Annotated in this window: 22 protein-coding genes; 16 read left to right on the plus strand and 6 right to left on the minus strand. The window is 72.8% G+C overall.

What is annotated here, in order from left to right:
* Positions 1 to 14 precede the first annotated feature (14 nt).
* Positions 15 to 1,004 (plus strand): Bug family tripartite tricarboxylate transporter substrate binding protein, encoded by a 990-nt coding sequence (locus tag DRV96_RS12390; protein WP_119291521.1) that lies wholly within the window; start codon positions 15 to 17, stop codon positions 1,002 to 1,004.
* A gap of 4 nt (positions 1,005 to 1,008) precedes the next feature.
* On the plus strand, positions 1,009 to 2,610 hold the full coding sequence (locus tag DRV96_RS12395) for an indolepyruvate oxidoreductase subunit beta family protein (RefSeq protein ID WP_119291523.1): 1,602 nt from the start codon (positions 1,009 to 1,011) through the stop codon (positions 2,608 to 2,610).
* Between the two features lie 6 nt (positions 2,611 to 2,616).
* On the opposite strand, the gene DRV96_RS12400 is transcribed toward DRV96_RS12395, so the two are convergent.
* On the minus strand, positions 2,617 to 3,390 hold the full coding sequence (locus tag DRV96_RS12400; protein ID WP_119291525.1) for a tetratricopeptide repeat protein: 774 nt from the start codon (positions 3,388 to 3,390) through the stop codon (positions 2,617 to 2,619).
* A 48-nt stretch (positions 3,391 to 3,438) separates the two neighbouring features.
* The gene (locus tag DRV96_RS12405; protein ID WP_119291527.1) at positions 3,439 to 4,107 is read right to left on the minus strand and encodes a TetR/AcrR family transcriptional regulator; all 669 of its coding nucleotides are present in this window, start codon (positions 4,105 to 4,107) and stop codon (positions 3,439 to 3,441) included.
* A gap of 82 nt (positions 4,108 to 4,189) precedes the next feature.
* On the opposite strand from DRV96_RS12405, the gene DRV96_RS12410 reads away from it, so the two are divergent.
* On the plus strand, positions 4,190 to 5,107 hold the full coding sequence (locus DRV96_RS12410; protein ID WP_119291529.1) for an ABC transporter ATP-binding protein: 918 nt from the start codon (positions 4,190 to 4,192) through the stop codon (positions 5,105 to 5,107).
* On the plus strand, positions 5,104 to 5,865 hold the full coding sequence (locus DRV96_RS12415; protein ID WP_119291531.1) for an ABC transporter permease: 762 nt from the start codon (positions 5,104 to 5,106) through the stop codon (positions 5,863 to 5,865). Before DRV96_RS12410 ends, DRV96_RS12415 begins: the two co-directional genes overlap by 4 nt.
* Here DRV96_RS12415 and DRV96_RS18590 read toward each other — a convergent pair.
* Positions 5,847 to 7,727, minus strand: a complete 1,881-nt coding sequence (locus tag DRV96_RS18590) for a M48 family metalloprotease (RefSeq protein WP_119291533.1) — start codon at positions 7,725 to 7,727, stop codon at positions 5,847 to 5,849. The genes DRV96_RS12415 and DRV96_RS18590 overlap by 19 nt on opposite strands.
* A 32-nt stretch (positions 7,728 to 7,759) precedes the next feature.
* The gene (locus DRV96_RS12425; RefSeq protein ID WP_119291535.1) at positions 7,760 to 8,377 is read right to left on the minus strand and encodes a LemA family protein; all 618 of its coding nucleotides are present in this window, start codon (positions 8,375 to 8,377) and stop codon (positions 7,760 to 7,762) included.
* Between the two features lie 62 nt (positions 8,378 to 8,439).
* On the opposite strand from DRV96_RS12425, the gene DRV96_RS12430 reads away from it, so the two are divergent.
* The 12 genes from DRV96_RS12430 (at position 8,440) to DRV96_RS12485 (ending at position 17,483) form a co-directional block, all read left to right on the plus strand.
* Positions 8,440 to 8,721, plus strand: coding sequence for a BolA family protein (locus tag DRV96_RS12430; RefSeq protein WP_119291537.1), 282 nt, complete (start codon positions 8,440 to 8,442; stop codon positions 8,719 to 8,721).
* Between the two features lie 94 nt (positions 8,722 to 8,815).
* Positions 8,816 to 10,090: a UDP-N-acetylglucosamine 1-carboxyvinyltransferase gene (gene murA / locus DRV96_RS12435; RefSeq protein ID WP_119291539.1), complete on the plus strand. Its 1,275-nt coding sequence runs from the start codon at positions 8,816 to 8,818 to the stop codon at positions 10,088 to 10,090.
* On the plus strand, positions 10,087 to 10,734 hold the full coding sequence (hisG, locus tag DRV96_RS12440; protein ID WP_119291541.1) for an ATP phosphoribosyltransferase: 648 nt from the start codon (positions 10,087 to 10,089) through the stop codon (positions 10,732 to 10,734). The genes murA and hisG overlap by 4 nt, the downstream gene beginning before the upstream one ends.
* A complete protein-coding gene (hisD, locus tag DRV96_RS12445) occupies positions 10,731 to 12,044 on the plus strand; it encodes a histidinol dehydrogenase (RefSeq protein ID WP_119291543.1) in 1,314 nt (437 codons plus the stop codon). Before hisG ends, hisD begins: the two co-directional genes overlap by 4 nt.
* A 30-nt stretch (positions 12,045 to 12,074) precedes the next feature.
* Entirely contained in the window at positions 12,075 to 13,160 is a 1,086-nt protein-coding gene (gene hisC / locus DRV96_RS12450) for a histidinol-phosphate transaminase (RefSeq protein WP_119291580.1), read from the plus strand.
* Positions 13,157 to 13,753, plus strand: coding sequence for an imidazoleglycerol-phosphate dehydratase HisB (gene hisB, locus DRV96_RS12455; RefSeq protein WP_119291545.1), 597 nt, complete (start codon positions 13,157 to 13,159; stop codon positions 13,751 to 13,753). Before hisC ends, hisB begins: the two co-directional genes overlap by 4 nt.
* A 3-nt stretch (positions 13,754 to 13,756) precedes the next feature.
* Complete coding sequence (gene hisH / locus DRV96_RS12460; protein ID WP_119291547.1) at positions 13,757 to 14,404, plus strand: imidazole glycerol phosphate synthase subunit HisH; 648 nt, start codon at positions 13,757 to 13,759, stop codon at positions 14,402 to 14,404.
* Positions 14,405 to 14,470: 66 nt separating this feature from the next.
* Positions 14,471 to 15,217, plus strand: a complete 747-nt coding sequence (gene hisA, locus DRV96_RS12465; RefSeq protein ID WP_119291549.1) for a 1-(5-phosphoribosyl)-5-[(5-phosphoribosylamino)methylideneamino]imidazole-4-carboxamide isomerase — start codon at positions 14,471 to 14,473, stop codon at positions 15,215 to 15,217.
* A 114-nt stretch (positions 15,218 to 15,331) separates the two neighbouring features.
* Positions 15,332 to 16,111, plus strand: coding sequence for an imidazole glycerol phosphate synthase subunit HisF (gene hisF, locus DRV96_RS12470; RefSeq protein ID WP_119291551.1), 780 nt, complete (start codon positions 15,332 to 15,334; stop codon positions 16,109 to 16,111).
* Positions 16,108 to 16,707, plus strand: coding sequence for a 16S rRNA (guanine(966)-N(2))-methyltransferase RsmD (gene rsmD, locus DRV96_RS12475; protein WP_235823382.1), 600 nt, complete (start codon positions 16,108 to 16,110; stop codon positions 16,705 to 16,707). Before hisF ends, rsmD begins: the two co-directional genes overlap by 4 nt.
* A complete protein-coding gene (coaD, locus tag DRV96_RS12480; RefSeq protein WP_119291554.1) occupies positions 16,704 to 17,204 on the plus strand; it encodes a pantetheine-phosphate adenylyltransferase in 501 nt (166 codons plus the stop codon). The genes rsmD and coaD overlap by 4 nt, the downstream gene beginning before the upstream one ends.
* 18 nt (positions 17,205 to 17,222) lie before the next feature.
* On the plus strand, positions 17,223 to 17,483 hold the full coding sequence (locus DRV96_RS12485) for a YfhL family 4Fe-4S dicluster ferredoxin (RefSeq protein ID WP_119291557.1): 261 nt from the start codon (positions 17,223 to 17,225) through the stop codon (positions 17,481 to 17,483).
* Between the two features lie 6 nt (positions 17,484 to 17,489).
* Here the strand turns inward: DRV96_RS12485 and DRV96_RS12490 are convergent, their stop codons facing one another.
* Together DRV96_RS12490 and pth are read right to left on the minus strand one after the other, a co-directional pair.
* Positions 17,490 to 17,897 (minus strand): DUF4124 domain-containing protein, encoded by a 408-nt coding sequence (locus tag DRV96_RS12490; RefSeq protein WP_119291559.1) that lies wholly within the window; start codon positions 17,895 to 17,897, stop codon positions 17,490 to 17,492.
* A complete protein-coding gene (gene pth / locus DRV96_RS12495; RefSeq protein WP_119291561.1) occupies positions 17,894 to 18,517 on the minus strand; it encodes an aminoacyl-tRNA hydrolase in 624 nt (207 codons plus the stop codon). The genes DRV96_RS12490 and pth overlap by 4 nt, the downstream gene beginning before the upstream one ends.
* Positions 18,518 to 18,529: the final 12 nt, after the last annotated feature.

The raw sequence follows: 18,529 nt of genomic DNA on the forward strand, positions 1-18,529 counted from the left end.
GAAAGGAGACGGCGATGACCCGAACCGCACCCCTGTCGCGCCGCGGCGCGCTCGCGCTGGGCATGGCGCTGGCGCTGGCCGGCGCCGCCTTGCCGGCCGCGGCGCAGACCTTCCCCGACAAGCCGCTGAAGCTGATCGTCAACTTCCCGCCCGGCGGCGCCGCCGACGTGATCGGCCGCGCCGTCGCGCAGGCGATGGGCGAGTCGCTGAAGCAGCAGGTCATCGTCGAGAACCGGCCCGGCGCCAACGGCAACATCGGCGCCGAGGCGGTGGCCAAGTCGCCGGCCGACGGCTACACGCTGCTGATGAGCAGCGGCGGCGCGATGACGGTCAACCCGTTCCTGTACCGGCAGATGCCGTTCGACGCCGAGAAGGACCTCGTGCCCGTCGCGTCGGTCGCGCGCGTGCTGGTGTTCCTGATGGCGCACCCGTCGGTGCCGGCCAACAGCGTCGCCGAGTTCGTCGCCTATGCGAAGGCCCACCCGGGCAAGCTCAGCTACGGCTCGGCGGGGCAGGGCAGCTCGCCGCACCTGGCTGCCGAGATGTTCACGCGCCAGGCCGGCATCCAGGCCACGCACGTGCCGTACCGCGGCGCCGCGCCGGCGCTCACCGACCTGCTCGCCGGGCAGGTGCAGTTCATGTTCGACCCCGGCCCGGGCCTGAAGCACGCCGCCGAGGGCAAGCTCAGGCTGCTCGCGGTCGGCAGCCCGCAGCGCGCGTCGCAGCTGCCGAACACGCCGACGCTGGCCGAGTCGGGCTTCCCGGGCTTCGACGCCGACACCGTGTTCGGCATCTACGCGCCCGGAGGCACGCCGGCCGCGCTGGTCGCGCGGCTGCACGACGAGGTCAACAAGGCGGTGGCGAGCGCGAAGGTGCAGGAGGTGATCAAGGGCATCGGCGGCGAGCCGCTCGCGCTGACGCGGCAGGCCTTCATCGAGCGCCAGAACGCCGACCGCGCGCGCTTCGGCAAGTTCATCCAGGACGCGGGCATCAAGGCCGAGTGACGCCATGCCTGGCACCGGCTCGCGCCCGATCACGATCCTCGTCTGCGCGCTCGGCGGCGAGGGCGGCGGCGTGCTGTCGCAGTGGCTGTTCGACACCGCGCTGGCCTGCGGCCACAGCGCGCAGAGCACGTCGATCCCCGGGGTCGCGCAGCGCACCGGCGCGACGACGTACTACCTCGAGGTCCACCCCGAGCCCGACGCCGCGCTCGGCGGCCGCCGGCCGGTGTTCAGCCTGAACCCGGTGCCCGGCGCGATCGACCTGCTGGTGTCGTCGGAACTGCTCGAGACGGTGCGCCAGATCGGCCTGGGCATGGCCAGCGCCGAGCGCACGACGGTGATCTCGTCGTCGTCGCGCGCGCTGACGGTGGCCGAGAAGATGCAGCCCGGCGACGGCCGCGTCGGCGACGCCGCGCTGCTGGCGACGCTGCAGCGCCACGCGCGTGCGGCCGAGGTGTTCGACATGAGCGCGCTGGCGCGCGAGACGGGCACCGTGATCAGCGCGGTGCTGCTCGGTGCGATCGCCGCATCGGGCGTGCTGCCGTTCGCGCGCGAGGCCTACGAGGCGACGATCCGCCGCAGCGGCCGCGGCGTCGACGCGAGCCTGGCCGGCTTCGCGCGGGCCTACGAGCGCGTCGCGGCGAGCCGGCGCCAGCGCGCGCAGGCCGAGCAGGCGCTGCAGGCGGTGACCGCCGCCGCCGGCGCGAAGGCCTGCGACGGCGCGCCTGCGCTGCCGGCCGCGGTGCGCGACGCGTTCCCGGCCGCGGTGCACGACGTGCTCGCGCTCGGGCACGCGCGCCTCGTCGACTACCAGGACGCGCGCTACGCGGCGCTGTACGTGCAGCGGCTCGCGCGCGTGCTCGATGCCGAACGCGCCGGCGACCCCGGCGCGGCGCTCGGCCACGCGACGACGCGCGAGACGGCGCGCTGGCTCGCGCTGTGGATGGCGTTCGACGACATCGTGCGCGTCGCACACCTGAAGCTGCGCGCCGCACGGGCGCAGCGCGTGCGCGCCGAGGTCGGTGCGCGCGACGACGAACTCGTCAAGGTCTACGACCACTTCAAGCCCGGCGTGCCCGAGTTCGCTGCGCTGCTGCCGCAGCCGCTGGCCGAGCGCCTGCTTGCGTGGGACGCGCGCCGTCGCGCGCAGGGCCGCGCCCCGTGGGCGCTGCCGCTGAAGGTCGGCACGCACACCGTGCTCGGCGCGCTCGCGCTGCGCACGGTCGCGGCCCTGAAGGGCCAGCGCCGGCGCGGCAGCCGCTTCGCGCTCGAGCAGTCGCTGATCGAGCGCTGGCTCGCCGCCGTCGAGCGCGGTGCGCGCGAGCACGCGGCGCTCGGCCACGAACTCGCGCAGTGCGGGCGGCTGATCAAGGGCTACGGCAGCACGAACGAGCGCGGCAAGGAGAACCTGCTGCACATCGTCGACCACCTCGCGACGCGGCCGGTGCCGCCTGCCGAGCGCGCTGCCGCCGTGCGCGCCGCGCGCGAGGCAGCGCTGGCCGACGAGGGCGGGCGCGCGCTCGACCGCGCGCTGGTCGCGCACGGCGCGCCGCCGCGGCCGCCGAAGCCGCAGCCGGTGCGCTTCTACCGGCGGCGGCCGCAGACCTGAGCGGCGTCAGTCGTCGAGCTCGGCGCGCGCCATCTCGACGTCGAGCCGTTCCATCGCGTCGATCGGCTCGCACGCGGCGGCCTCGGCGTAGAGCTTCTCGGCCTCCTTGAGCTTCTTCTCGCCCTCGAGCATCACGAGGCCGTTGGCGTACTCGACCCTCGCGATCGCGCTCCTCGGGTTGAGCTTGAGCGCCTCGCGGTACATCTTCAGCCCGGTGGCCGCGTCGGCGCCCTGCGTGCGGCCGATCAGCTTGCCGACCTTGTCGATCACCTCGGCGTGGAACGCGCCGAGCGCGATGTGCGCGTCGGCGTGCTTTGGCGCGAGCGCGATCGTCGTCTCGAGCGCGTGCTTGACCTTGGCACCCAAACCCTGCGCGAGCGCCTTCGCGACGCTGATGCCCTGCCCGTAGCGGCCGAGCGCGTAGGCCTGCCAGTACCACGCGTTGGGGTTCTTCGGCTCCGCGGCCTGCTGCTTCTCGGCGCGCTCGGCGGCCTCGAGGAACATCGCGAGCTTGGTCTTCTCGCTCTTCTCGAGGTAGTTCGCGTAGATGCACTGCGCCTTGTTGGCCACCGTGAGGCCAGCGCCACCGGCTTTCAGGCCCGCTTCGTAGGCCTTCTGGAACTCGCCCGCGTGGAACAGCGCCCACGCGGCCTGCACCGCCTCGTCCTTCGGCCACGGCTCGACGTCGCCGGCGTGCAGCCGCGGCCAGTGCTTCTTCAGCGCCGCCGCGTCGTAGCGGTACGCGCTGGCGTCGTACGGGAAGGGGGTCCACTTGGCCATCGTCGTCTCCTCGTCGTTGGCGTTCTCGGGACTGCGGCGCGCCGTCGCTCAGGTCGTGCGGTAGGGGCCCGCGAGCGTGTGCAGGTGCTCGGAGGTGGCCGGCTCCAGGTACGGCGCGAGCAGGCTCAGCACGTGGTAGGCGCCACGCGCGAGCGCCGCGCCGGCGGCGTCGGGCTCGAGCGCGTGGCGCGGGTCACGCACGTATTCGTAACTCAGCCAATAGGTCAGCACGACGACCATCGCGGTGGCCACCGGCTCGGCCTCGCGCGCGCCGATGCGCACCGCGCTGCCGCGCGCCAGCCCGTCGAGCACCGCACGCACCGCGCGGCCCTTGTCCTTGAGCACGCCCTGGAACTGCGTCTCGAGCCGGCGGTTCTTCGACAGCAGGTCGTTGAGGTCGCGGTACAGGAAGCGGTACTGCCAGATCAGCTCGAACAGCATGTGGAAGAACAGCCACGCGTCCTCGACGTGGCGCACGTCGTCGGCGGCGCGCAGCAGTTCGGCGAGCGCCTTCTGATAGCGCGCGAACAGCGCGTTGATCAGCTCGTCCTTGGCCGGGTAGTGGTAGTACAGGTTGCCCGGGCTGATGTTCAGTTCGGCCGAGATCAGCGTCGTGCTGACATTGGGTTCGCCGAAGCGGTTGAACAGGTCGAGCGTGACGTCGAGGATGCGCTCTGCGGTGCGGCGCGGCGGCTTCGCGGGCTTCGGCGACGGCATGGTGCGCCGATTCTGGCGCATCGGCATGCGCGCCCGGCGCGGGTGCGGCGCGGGTGCGGCGCCGGCCTAGAATCCGCGCCCCATGCCCGCGATCAGTTTCCATCACGTCAGCAAGGTGTATCGCGGCGCGCGCGGCCCGCTGTGGGCGCTCGACGACGTCACGTTCGACATCGAGCGCGGCGAGTTCTTCGGACTGCTCGGCCCCAACGGTGCCGGCAAGACGACGCTGATCTCGATCCTCGCCGGCCTGGCCCGCGCCACGGCGGGCCGCGTCAGCGTGATGGGCCACGACGTCGTCGCCGACTACGCCGCCGCGCGCAAGGCGCTGGGCATCGTGCCGCAGGAGCTGGTGTTCGACCCGTTCTTCAGCGTGCGCGAGACGCTGCGCATCCAGAGCGGCTATTTCGGCGTGCGCGGCAACGACGCGTGGATCGACGAGCTGCTCGAGGGGCTGGGCCTCGCGGACAAGGCTGGCGCGAACATGCGGCAGCTCTCGGGCGGCATGAAGCGCCGCGTGCTGGTGGCGCAGGCGCTGGTGCACCGCCCGCCGGTGATCGTGCTCGACGAGCCGACCGCCGGCGTCGACGTCGAGCTCAGGCAGACGCTGTGGGCCTTCGTCGACCGGCTGAACAAGCAGGGCCACACGGTGCTGCTGACGACGCACTACCTCGAGGAGGCCGAGGCGCTGTGCGGGCGCATCGCGATGCTCAAGCTCGGGCGCATCGTCGCGCTCGACCGCACGTCGGCGCTGCTGGCCGGCACCGCGAGCACGATGCTGCGCTTCAAGACCGACGACGCGCTGCCGCCCGACGTCGCCGCGCACGCGCGCGTGACCGGGCGCATCGCGCAGGTCAGCGCACACGACGCCGCCGAGGTCGAGCGCATCCTCGCGCGGCTGCGCGAGGCGGGCGTGCGCGTCGAGGACCTCGAGATCGGCCGCGCCGACCTCGAGGACGTGTTCCTCGAGATCATGCAATCGGCCCACACGACGACGCGATGACGCTCGAAGGCGCGACGACGCTGTTCTACAAGGAGGTGCTGCGCTTCTGGAAGGTCAGCTTCCAGACGATCGCCGCGCCGGTGCTCACCGCGGTGCTGTACCTGCTGATCTTCGGGCACGTGCTCGAGGACCGCGTCGAGGTCTTCCCGGGCGTGGGCTACACGAGCTTCCTGATCCCGGGGCTCGTGATGATGAGCGTGCTGCAAAACGCGTTCGCGAACAGCTCGTCGAGCCTGATCCAGAGCAAGATCACCGGCAACATCGTGTTCCTGCTCGTGACGCCGCTGTCGCACTGGGCCTGGTACGTGGCCTACGTCGGCGCGTCGATGGTGCGCGGGCTCGTCGTCGGCGCCGGCGTGTTCGCCGTCACGGTGTGGTTCGCGCCGATGCGCTTCGAGCAGCCGGGGTGGATCGTCGTCTTCGCGGCGCTCGGCGCCGCGCTGATGGGCTCGCTGGGGGTCATCGCCGGGCTGTGGGCCGAGAAGTTCGACCAGATGGCGGCGTTCCAGAACTTCATCGTGATGCCGCTGACGTTCCTCGCCGGCGTGTTCTATTCGGTGCACGGGCTGCCGCCGTTCTGGCTCGAGGTCAGCCACCTGAACCCGTTCTTCTACATGGTCGACGGCTTCCGCGCCGGGTTCTTCGGCGCGAGCGACGTGTCGCAGTGGATCAGCCTCGCGGTGGTCGGCGCCGCGTTCGTCGCGGTCGCGGCGATCACGCTGCGGCTGCTGGCCAGCGGCTACAAGCTGCGCCAGTAGGCGCCGAGGTCGGGCACACGCGCGGCGAGCGCCGGCGGCAGCGGCACGTCGAGCAGGTGCGCCGCGGCCGCGATCACGGCCGCGACGTCGTCGCTGACGGCCAGCACCGTGTCGTCGGCCCACGCCTGCACCCATGCGCGCACCGGCAACGGGCGCTGCAGCGCGGCCAGCCGCTGCAGCCGCGCGAGTGCGCGCAGCGCCGCGCGCGGCGTCGCCGTCGGGACCGCGATGTCGGCGACGCCCATGGTGTGGCGCGCGCGCCTTGCCCACGCGGCGGCGCGCGCGGTGCCGGCGCCAGCGCTGGCGGCGATCACGTCGGCGAGCCACTGCGTCGCGAGGGCGGCGTCGCGGTGGCGGGCGGCCAGCGTGTTGCGCGCGGTCGGTGCCGCGAACGGCAGCGCCCGCGCGCGCAGCCGGTGCCGCAGCAGCAGCCCGCGCAGCGCGACGTCGGGGCTGCGCGCCACGGCGCGTGCCTCGGCCTGCAACGCCCGCCGTGCGGCCGCAGGGGCCTGCGCGGCGCGCCGGGCCAGCGCGTCGAGCACCGCGAGCCGGGCGGCCGGCCCCAGCGCGGCGAGGTCGCCTTGCATCGCCGCCGCGCGTGCGGCCGGCAGCGGCTGCCACGCCGCGGCGTGCGGGGGCGCCGCGGCCGGGCGCAGCAGCGCGAGCAGCGCGGCGCGCAGTTCGCCCGGCCCCTGCCAGCGCGCGATGCGCGCCAGCGCCTCGGCTTCGCGCGCGGCGCGCTGCGCGCCGGGGTCGGCCAGCGCGGGCCGCTGCACGGCATCGTGGCGGGCGGCTTCGGGCGACGCGGCCATCCCGCCAGCCGCAGCGGCGGTGTGCCCGGCGGCCGGCGTGAGCGCCGCGATCGGCAGCCGTGGCTCGTCGGCGACCGGGCGTGGCAGCGGGTCGGCGGGCAGCCCGGGCATCGCGCGGCCGTACAGCCGGCGGATGCGCTCGGCCAGCGGCGGGTGCGTCGCCCACCAGGCGCCGAACGACGACGAGACGAGGAACAGGTGCGCGAGCGGGCCGGTGCGCGCCGACAGCGCATCGGCGTGCGTGCGCTGCTGCTCGGCGATCTTGCGCAGCGCGCCACCGAGCCCGGCGACCTGGCGCGTGTACTTGACGGCCGACGCGTCGGCGAGGAACTCGCGCTGGCGCGACACCGCGGCCTGCAGCAGCCGCCCGGCGGCCCAGCCGAGCGCGCCCACCGCCATCAGCGCGAGCCCGAACAGCACGCCGGCGTGGCGACGTCCGCGCGCGTCGGGCTCGGTCAGCTCGTGGCCGAGGTCGAACAGCAGCCGCAGCCCCCAGACCATGCCGACCAGCCGCATGTTCAGCGCCGTGTCGCCGTGCACGAGGTGGCTGATCTCGTGCGCGACGACGCCCTGCAGCTCGGCGCGGTCGAGCCGCTCGAGCGCGCCGCGCGTGACGGCGACCACCGCGTCGTCGGCGCTCCAGCCGGCGGCGAAGGCGTTGATCGCGTCCTCGCGCGGCAGCACCCACGCCGCCGGCGGCTTCGTGTTGGCGGCGATCGCCATCTCGGCGACGACGTTGGCCAGCCGGCGTTCGAGCATGTCGGTGCGGTCGGCCTCGCGCGCGCCGGCCAGCCGCGCGACGTGCGCGCCGCCCTCGCGCAGCCGCATCGACTCGACGGCGCAGCCGCCGAGCACGTACAGCAGCACCAGCGCGGTGTTGGTCGCGAAGAACCAGTCGGGGTAGCCGCTGGCCCACGGCACCGTCGCGCGGTACGCGAGCGCGAGCGCGCCGTTGACGGCCAGCACGAGGCCGGCCACGACGAGCACGAACAGCGCGATCAGCTGCCGCGAGCTCGCCTGCGCGGCCTCCTGGTGGCGGCGAAAGCGCATCGTGCCCGCGAGCGGTCCGCGTCCGCGGCGCGTCAGAACTGCACGCGCGGCGCGCGCCGCTCCTCGTCGCTCGCGGTCGACTCGAGCATCGCGGCCGGCCGAAAGCCCGTCAGCCGCGCGACGATCAGCGACGGGAAGTGCTGCACGGCGTTGTTGTGGTCGAGCACCGCGTCGTTGAACGCCTGGCGCGCGAACGCGACGCGGTTCTCGGTGTGCGTCAGCTCCTCGCTCAACTCGCGCATCGTCTTGTCGGCCTTCAGCTCGGGGTAGGCTTCGGCGACGGCCAACAGCCGCCCGAGCGCACCGCCGAGCACGCCGTCGGCGGCGGCCAGTGCGCCGATCAGGCCGGGGTCGGCGGGGGCCAGCTTCGCGCGGTCGGCCGCGGCGCGCGCGGTGTTGCGCGCGGCGGTCACGGCCTCGAGCGTCTCGCGCTCGTGCTGCAGGTACTTGCGCGCCACCTCGACGAGGTTGGGCACCAGGTCGTAGCGGCGCTTGAGCTGCACGTCGATCTGCGCGAACGCGTTGGCGATCTCGTTGCGCAGCCGCACGAGCCGGTTGTAGACCCACGCCGCCCACGCGAGCACGGCAGCGGCGAGCAGCCACTTGAGCAGGGTGGTCGGCGCGAGGCCGAGGGCATCGAGGGATTCCATCGCAGGCCTTTCGGGGAGGGTCGACGGCGAGCGGGCAGGGCCGTCCTTACAATCGGCGCACCATGGCCGATCCGACCGCTGCCGACGTGCGCGCCTATATTGCCGCCGGCCTCGACTGCGAGCACCTCGAAGTCGAAGGCGATGGCCGCCATTTTTTCGCGACCATCGTCTCGCGCGAGTTCGACGGCCGCTCGCGCGTCGCGCGCCACCAGCGCGTCTACGCGGCGCTGGGCGATAGAATGCGCGAGCAAATCCACGCGCTGTCGATGAAGACGCTGACCCCCGCCGAGTGGGCCGCCCAGGACGGGCCGGCCGCCGGCCGGAGCGCCCCCCACCACCACTGAACACCGCCGCGGCGACCGCGGCGGTGGGGACGTGCGCGACGGCATCGGGCCCGCGCCGTCCGCCTCCCGCCCGCGGCGCCGCCGCCCCGAAGCCATGGACAAACTCCGGATCCGCGGTGGCCGCCCCCTCGAGGGTGAGGTGGTGATCGCCGGCGCGAAGAACGCCGCTCTGCCCGACCTGTGCGCCGCGCTGCTGACCGCCGAGCCGCTGACGCTGGCCAACGTGCCGCGGCTGCAAGACGTCGCGACGATGCTCAAGCTGCTCGCGCACATTGGCGTGCGCATCGAACGCGGCGACGCGCAGGCCGACGTCGTCACGCTCGACGCCAGCCGCATCACGGCGCCCGAGGCGCCGTACGACCTCGTCAAGACGATGCGCGCGTCGGTGCTCGTGCTCGGGCCGCTGCTCGCGCGCTGCGGCGTGGCGCGCGTGTCGCTGCCCGGCGGCTGCGCGATCGGCTCGCGCCCGGTGGACCAGCACATCAAGGGGCTGCAGGCGATGGGCGCGGAGATCGCGGTCGAGCACGGCTACATCGTCGCGCAGGCCCCGGCCGGCGGGCTGCGCGGCGCGCGCATCACGACCGACATGATCACCGTCACCGGCACCGAGAACTTCCTGATGGCCGCGGCGCTCGCGCGCGGCGAGACGGTGCTCGAGAACGCGGCGCAGGAGCCCGAGGTCGTCGACCTCGCCGAGCTGCTGATCGCGATGGGCGCGAAGATCGACGGCCACGGCACGAGCCGCATCCGCATCCAGGGCGTCGACGCGCTGCACGCGCCGCGCGCGCCGCACCGCATCATCCCCGACCGCATCGAGACCGGCACCTTCCTGTGCGCCGTCGGCGCCGCCGGCGGCCACGCGCGGCTGCGCGGCGCACGCGCCGACCACCTCGACGCCGTGATCGACAAGCTGCGCGAGGCCGGCGTGAGCGTCGACGCCGGCGACGGCGTCATCGAGGTGCGCATGAGCGGCCGGCCGCGGCCGGTGAGCTTTCGCACCAGCGAGTACCCGGCGTTCCCGACCGACATGCAGGCGCAGATGATGGTGCTCGGCTGCATCGCCGACGGCACCTCGCGCGTCAGCGAAACGATCTTCGAGAACCGCTTCATGCACGTCAACGAGCTGGCGCGGCTGGGCGCGAAGATCGAGGTCGACGGCCACACGGCCGTCGTGCACGGCGTGCCGCGGCTGTCGGGCGCCACCGTGATGGCCACCGACCTGCGCGCGTCGGCCAGCCTCGTGATCGCCGGGCTGGTCGCCGACGGCGAGACGGTCGTCGACCGCATCTACCACCTCGACCGCGGCTACGACCGCATGGAAGTCAAGCTGCGCGCGCTCGGCGCCGACATCGAGAGAGTGAAGGCATGAGCATCACGCTGGCGCTGTCCAAGGGCCGCATCTTCGACGAGACGCTGCCGCTGCTCGAACGCGCCGGCGTGCGCGTGCTCGAGAATCCCGAGACCTCGCGCAAGCTGATCCTGCCGACCAGCCGCGACGACCTGCGCGTCGTGCTGGTGCGCGCGTCCGACGTGCCGACCTACGTGCAGTACGGCGGCGCCGACCTCGGCGTCGCCGGCAAGGACGTGCTGCTCGAGCACGACGGCACCGGGCTGTACCAGCCGCTGGACCTGCGCATCGCGCGCTGCCGCATGAGCGTGGCGGTGCGCGACGACTACGACTACGCCGCCGCCGTGCGCCAGGGCGCGCGCATCCGCGTGGCCACCAAGTACACGAAGACGGCGCGCCAGCACTTCGCCGACAAGGGCGTGCACGTCGACCTGATCAAACTGTACGGCTCGATGGAGCTCGCGCCGCTGACGGGGCTGGCCGACGCGATCGTCGACCTCGTCTCGACCGGCAGCACGCTGCGCGCGAACCACCTCGTCGAGGTCGAACGCATCATGGACATCTCGTCGCGGCTGGTCGTCAACCAGGCCGCGCTCAAGCTCAAGCGCGAGCCGCTGCGCGCGCTGATCGACGCCTTCGCCGCCGCCGTCGCGCCAACGCCATGACCGTCGCCATCCGCCGTTTGACCACCGCCGCGTTCGAGTTCGAGCAGCACTTCCAGCGTCTGCTGCACTGGTCGGCCGAGACCGATCGCGAGATCGAGACCCGCGTCGCACAGATCCTGGCCGACGTGCGCGCACGCGGCGACGCCGCGGTGCTCGAGTACACCGCGCGCTTCGACGGCGTGCAGGCGGCCTCGGTGGCCGCGCTCGAGATCCCGCAGGCCGAGCTGCACGCCGCGCTCGCGGCGCTCGCGCCGGCGCGCCGCGCCGCGCTCGAGGACGCCGCGCGTCGCGTGCGCGACTACCACGAGCGCCAGCTCGACGCGTGCTGCCGCGGCTGGAGCTACCGCGACGCCGACGGCACGCTGCTCGGGCAGAAGGTCACGCCGCTGGACCGCGTGGGCATCTACGTGCCCGGCGGCAAGGCGGCGTACCCGTCGAGCGTGCTGATGAACGCGATCCCGGCGCAGGTGGCCGGCGTCGGCGAGATCGTGATGGTGGTGCCGACGCCGAAGGGAGAGCGCAACGCCCTCGTCCTCGCCGCGGCGGCGGTCGCCGGCGTGCACCGCGCCTTCGCGATCGGCGGCGCGCAGGCGGTGGCCGCGCTGGCCTACGGCACGGCCACCGTGCCGCGCGTCGACAAGATCACCGGCCCCGGCAACGCCTACGTCGCGAGCGCGAAGAAGCACGTCTTCGGCCAGGTCGGCATCGACATGATCGCGGGGCCGAGCGAGATCCTCGTGCTCGCCGACGGCACGACGCCGCCCGACTGGGTCGCGATGGACCTGTTCAGCCAGGCCGAGCACGACGAACTCGCGCAGAGCATCCTGCTGTGCCCCGACGGCGGCTACATCGACCGCGTGCAGCAGGAGATCGAGCGGCTGCTGCCGACGATGCCGCGCGCCGGCATCATCCGCGCGTCGCTCGAAGGGCGCGGCGCACTGATCCACACGCGCTCGATGGAAGAGGCGTGCGCGATCGCCAACCGCATCGCGCCCGAGCACCTCGAGGTCGCCAGCGCCGAGCCGCAGCGCTGGGAGCCGCTGCTCAGGCACGCCGGCGCGATCTTCCTCGGCGCGTTCACCAGCGAGAGCCTCGGCGACTACTGCGCCGGGCCGAACCACGTGCTGCCGACCTCGGGCACCGCGCGCTTCAGCTCGCCGCTGGGCGTGTACGACTTCGTCAAGCGTTCGAGCCTGATCGAGGTCAGCGACGCCAGCGCGAAGGCGCTCGGGCCGATCGCCGGCGAACTGGCCGACGGCGAGGGGCTGGCCGCCCACGCCGAGGCGGCGCGCATGAGGTTGCGGGGATGACGTTGTGGGAATGAGGCGGCAATGAGCGGCATGCCGACGCTGGCCGAACGCATCGCGCGCACGATCCGCCAGGACGTGCAGTCGATGCACGCCTACGCGATCCAGCCGAGCGCCGGGCTCGTCAAGCTCGACGCGATGGAGAACCCGTTTCGCCTGCCGCCCGAGCTGCAGCGCGAACTCGGCGAACGGCTCGCGCGGGTGGCGATCAACCGCTACCCGACGCAGTGCGTCGCCGACGTGATCGCGGCGCTGGCGCACTTCGTCGAGCTGCCGGCGGGCTGCAAGCTGATGCTGGGCAACGGTTCCGACGAGCTGATCTCGCTGCTCGCGCTCGCGTGTGATGTGCCGGGTGCGACGATCCTCGCACCGGTGCCCGGCTTCGTGATGTACGAGATGTCGGCGAAGCTGCAGGGCCTGCGCTTCGTCGGCGTGCCGCTGACGGCCGACTTCGAGCTCGACGAGGCGGCGATGCTGGCCGCGATCGAGCGCCACCGCCCGGCGATCACCTACCTCGCGTACCCGAACAACCCGACCGCGAACCTGTGGGACGACGCGGTCATCGACCGCATCGTCGACGCGGTCGCGCAGCAGCATGGGCTGGTCGTTTTCGACGAGGCGTACCAGCCGTTCGCGTCGCGCACGTGGATGCAGCGCATGGCGCATCACGACCACGTGCTCGTGATGCGCACGCTCTCGAAGTTCGGCCTTGCCGGCGTGCGGCTCGGGTATCTGGCCGGCGCGGCGGCGCTCGTCGAGCAGATCGACAAGGTGCGCCCGCCGTACAACGTCGGCGCGCTCAACGCCGAGGCGACGCTGTTCGCGCTCGACCACGCCGACGAATATGCCCGGCAGGCCGCGCTGCTGCGCGCCGAGCGCGAGCGGCTGCAGCGCGCGCTGCGCGAGCTGCCCGGCGTGCGGCCGTACCCGAGCGAGGCGAACATGATCCTCGTGCGTGTGCCCGACGCGGCGCGCGCCTTTGCCGGCATGAAGCAGCGCGGCGTGCTGGTGAAGAACGTGTCGGCGCTGCACCCGCTGCTGGCGGACTGCCTGCGGCTGACGGTGGGCACGCCGCAGGAGAACACCCTCATGCTCGACGCGCTGAAGGCCAGCCTATGACGACGAACCGCAGCGCCGAGGTCCGGCGCGACACCAAGGAAACGCGCATCCGCGTGCGCGTCGACCTCGACGGCACCGGGCAGTCGAAGCTCGCCACCGGCATCGGCTTCTTCGACCACATGCTCGACCAGGTCGCGCGCCACGGGCTGATCGACCTCGAGGTCGAGGCGCAGGGCGACCTGCACATCGACGGCCACCACACGGTCGAAGACGTCGGCATCACGCTCGGCATGGCGGTGGCCAAGGCGGTGGGCGACAAGAAGGGCCTCGTGCGCTACGGCCATGCCTACGTGCCGCTCGACGAGGCGCTGTCGCGCGTCGTGATCGACTTCTCGGGCCGCCCGGGGCTGCACCTGCACGTGCCGTTCACGAGCGGCATGGTCGGCGGCTTCGACACGCAGCTGACCTACGAGTTCTTCCAGGGCTTCGTCAACCACGCGCTCGTCACGCTGCACGTCGACAACCTGAAGGGCGCGAACGCGCACCACCAGTGCGAGACGGTGTTCAAGGCCTTCGGCCGCGCGCTGCGCATGGCCGCGGCGATCGACCCGCGCGCGGCCGGCGTCGTGCCGTCGACGAAGGGCACGCTGTAGGTCATGACGAGGACGGTCGCCGTCGTCGACTACGGCATGGGCAACCTGCGTTCGGTGTCGCAGGCGGTCGCGCACGTCGCGCGCGACGCCGACGTGAAGGTCATCGTCACCGGCAACCCCGAGGAGGTCTATGCGGCCGAGCGCGTCGTGCTGCCGGGCCAGGGCGCGATGCGCGACTGCATTCGCGAACTGCACGACTCGGGGCTGAAGGACGCCGTGCTGCACGCGGCGGCCAACAAGCCGCTGATGGGCGTGTGCGTCGGCATGCAGATGCTGCTCGACCACAGCGAGGAGCAGGACACGCCCGGGCTCGGGCTGATCGCCGGGCGCGTGAAGCGCTTCCGCCTCGAGGGGCAGCGCCAGCCGGACGGCAGCCGCTACAAGGTGCCGCAGATGGGCTGGAACCGCGTGTTCCAGACCCGCGCGCACCCGTTGTGGACCGGCGTGCCCGACGGCGCGTGGTTCTACTTCGTGCACAGCTACTACGCGCAGCCCGACGACGCGCGCCACGCGGCCGGGGAAACCGAGTACGGCCTGCGCTTTACCTGTGCGGTGACGCGGGATAATATTTTTGCCACCCAGTTCCACCCCGAGAAGAGCGCCGCTCACGGCCTGGCCCTGTACCGCAACTTCCTGCACTGGAAGCCCTGACCATCGTCCTGCGGTCTGCCTCGCGCTTCTCGCGTCCCGTTCGTTCACCCCCGCTCTGACCGAGCCATGCTGCTGATCCCGGCCATCGACCTCAAAGACGGCAAGTGCGTGCGCTTGCAGCAGGGCGACATGAACGCGTCGACGACGTTCGGCGACGACCCGGCCGCGATGGCACGACGCTGGCTCGACGCCGGCGCGCGGCGGCTGCACCTCGTCGACCTCAACGGCGCGTTTGCCGGCAAGCCCGTCAACGAGGGCGCGATCAAGGCGATCCTGAAGGAAGTCGGCGACGAGATCCCGGTGCAGCTCGGCGGCGGCATCCGCGACCTCGACACGATCGAGCGCTACCTCGACGACGGGCTGAGCTACGTGATCATCGGCACCGCGGCGGTCAAGAACCCGGGTTTCCTGCGCGACGCGTGCACCGCGTTCGGCGGCCACATCATCGTCGGCCTCGACGCGAAGGACGGCAAGGTCGCCACCGACGGCTGGAGCAAGCTCACCGGTCACGAGGTGATCGACCTCGCGAAGAAGTTCGAGGACTACGGCGTCGAGGCCGTCATCTACACCGACATCGGCCGCGACGGCATGCTCACCGGCATCAACATCGAGGCCACCGTCAAGCTCGCGCAGGCGCTGACGATCCCCGTCATCGCCTCGGGCGGGCTCGCCGACATGGCCGACGTCGAGCGCCTGTGCGCCGTCGAGGACGAGGGCATCGCGGGCGTGATCTGCGGGCGCAGCATCTACACCGGCGCGCTCGACTTCGCTGCCGCGCAGGCGCGTGCCGACGAACTGAACGGCGCGCCGTGAGCCCACCCCGAAGCGCCTTCGACGCTTCCCGCCCGGGGGGGCGACGCCAGCGCACCGGCAGCGCCGGATCCGCGGCGGCCGCGTCGACATTCGCTTGGCCGGCGCGAGGCTGAGATGCTCGCCAAGCGCATCATCCCCTGCCTCGACGTCACCGGCGGGCGCGTCGTCAAGGGCGTCAACTTCGTCGAGCTGCGCGATGCCGGCGACCCGGTCGAGATCGCAGCGCGCTACAACGACCAGGGCGCCGACGAGTTGACTTTCCTCGACATCACCGCGACCAGTGACGGACGCGACCTGATCCTGCACATCATCGAGGCGGTCGCGTCGCAGGTGTTCATCCCGCTGACGGTCGGCGGCGGCGTGCGCAGCGTCGACGACGTGCGGCGGCTGCTCAACGCCGGTGCCGACAAGGTCAGCTTCAACTCGGCCGCGGTCGCCAACCCGCAGGTGATCCGCGACGCGTCGGACCGCTACGGCGCGCAGTGCATCGTCGTCGCGATCGATGCCAAGCGCCGCCACGGCGACGACCTCGCCGCGCGCGGCCCCGGCTGGGACGTCTACACGCATGGCGGGCGGCGCAACGCCGGGCTCGACGCCGTCGCGTGGGCGCGCCGCATGGCCGAGATGGGCGCCGGCGAAATCCTGCTCACGAGCATGGACCGCGACGGCACGAAGAGCGGCTTCGACCTCGAGCTCACGCGCGCGGTGGCCGACGCGGTGCCGGTGCCGGTGATCGCCTCGGGCGGCGTCGGCGCGCTCGAGCACCTGAGCGAGGGCATCCGCATCGGCGGCGCCGACGCCGTGCTCGCCGCCAGCATCTTCCACTACGGCGAGTTCACGGTCGCGCAGGCCAAGGCGCTGCTCGCGCGCGACGGCATCCCCGTGCGGCTGTGAGGCCCGTGCGCGGCCACGCGCCGCCGCGCGAGGTGCGGCTGATCGGCGGGCGCTTCAAGCGCAGCAAGCTGCCGGTGGCCGACCGCCCCGGCCTGCGGCCCACGCCCGACCGCGTTCGCGAGACGCTGTTCAACTGGCTCGGCCAGGACCTCAGCGGCTGGCGCGTGCTCGACGCGTTCGCCGGCAGCGGCGCGCTGGGCTTCGAGGCGGCGTCGCGCGGCGCGGCGCAAGTCGTGCTGGTCGAGCGCGACGTGGCCCTGGCCGCGAGCCTGCGCGAGAGCGCACAGCGCCTCGGCGCGAGCCAGGTGCAGGTCGTCGCGACCGACGCGCTGGCGTGGATGGCGCGTGCGGCGCCGGCGTCGTTCGACCTCGTGTTCATCGACCCGCCGTTCGACGCGGGCCTGTTCGACGCCGCACTGGCCGCCGCGGCGCCGCTGCTCGGCGAGGGCGGCTTCGTCTACCTCGAGGCACCGCGCGCCTTCGAGCCGCCGCCAGCGGGGTGGACGCTGCACCGCCACGGCCGCGCCGGCGCGGTGCACTACCACCTGCTGCAACGCTACACTGACCCGGACCCCGACCGCAGGAGCGAGCCGTGACCTCGACGACCCGCCTGACCGCCGTCTATCCCGGCACTTTCGATCCGATGACCCTCGGTCACGAGGACCTGATGCGCCGCGCCAGCGCGCTGTTCGAGCGCCTGATCGTCGGCGTCGCCGCCGGGCACCACAAGCGCACGATGTTCACGATCGGCGAGCGCATCGAGATCGCGAAGGAGGCCGCGCGGCCGTACCCCAACGTCGAGGTGATCCCGTTTCGCGGCCTGCTGCGCGACTTCGTCGTCGACAACGGCGCGAAGGTCGTCGTGCGCGGGCTGCGCGCGGTCAGCGACTTCGAGTACGAGTTCCAGATGGCGGGCATGAACCGTCAGCTGATGCCGCACGTCGAGACCGTGTTCATGACGCCGAGCGACCAGTTCCAGTTCGTCAGCGGCACCTTCGTGCGCGAGATTGCCACCTTGGGCGGTGATGTCTCCAAGTTCGTGTCACCCTCCGTCCTCGAGCGGTTGAACGGACGCGTCGCGGCGTCCACCTGAACAGACGAGGGACCCCCGATGGCGCTGATGATCACCGACGAGTGCATCAACTGCGACGTCTGCGAACCCGAGTGCCCGAACCAGGCGATCTCGATGGGCCCCGAGATCTACCAGATCGACCCCGAGCGCTGCACCGAGTGCGTCGGCCACTTCGACGAGCCGCAGTGCGTGCAGGTCTGCCCGGTGGCGTGCATCCCGCTCGACCCGCAGCGCGTGGAGTCGAAGGAGACGCTGTGGGCCAAGTACCGCCGGCTGCAGGCGCAGGCGGCGGCGACCTGACGCGCCTCAGTCGCCGGCGCCGGCCGGCGGGGTTCGCGCCGGCTTCTTCGTCGTCGGCACCTTGGGCGACTTCGCACGCCGCGTCTCGCGCGGCGTGTCGGCCGCACCGCGGGGATCGGTGCGCGGCGCCAGCGTGAAGCCGGCCGCCTGCCGCGTCGCGAAGCCCTCGGCCTCGCGTGCGCGTCGTTCTTGCGCGAGGCGCTCGGCGAGTGCGGCGTCGCGTGCCGCGACGGCCCGTGCGGCGTCACGGGCTGCGGCGTCGGTGCGGCCGTCGACGACGAATCCGCGTTGCTCGCCGCACGGCGTCTGCGAGAACGTGCGGCCGTCGCCGCAGCGATAGATCGTCGTCTGCGCGGCCACGCCGCAGGCTGCGAGCAGCGGCAGCGCGGCAGCGACGGCGCGCCAAGTGTTCATGGCTGCGGCGGGGCGGGCGCCGCTGCTGGTGCCGCCGGCTTCGGCCGCGGCGGCTTGGCGTGCAGGCGCATCGTCGCACGGTCCATCTCGCCGGCCAGCAGCAGGTCGAGCGCGTCGAGCGAGCGCGCGATGCACTGCTCGATCGCGTCACGCTCGGCCGGCGGCGGCTTGCGCAGCACGTAGTTGACGACTTCGGCCTTGACGCCCGGGTGGCCGATGCCCAGCCTCAGCCGCCAGAAGTCGGCACTGCCGAGCTGGGCGACGATGTCCTTCAGGCCGTTGTGGCCCGCGTGGCCGCCGCCGAGCTTGAGCTTGAGCTGCCCCGGCGGCAGGTCGAGCTCGTCGTGGGCGACGAGGATCTCGCCGGGGGCGATCTTGAAGAAGCGCGCCAGCGCGGCGACCGACTTGCCCGACATGTTCATGTAGGTCTGCGGCTCGAGCAGCCACAGCGGTCCGGCGGGCCGGTTCACACGCGCGACGAGGCCGTGGTAGCTGCGCTCGGCCACCAGCGTCGCGCCGAGCTTGCGTGCGACCGCGTCGATCCACCAGAACCCGGCGTTGTGGCGGGTGGCGTCGTATTCGGGGCCCGGGTTGCCCAGGCCGACCAGGAGTCGCAGCATGCGGTCGATTAT

The sequence above is a fragment of the Azohydromonas sediminis genome (assembly GCF_003574675.1).
GTDB lineage: Bacteria > Pseudomonadota > Gammaproteobacteria > Burkholderiales > Burkholderiaceae_C > Calidifontimicrobium > Calidifontimicrobium sediminis.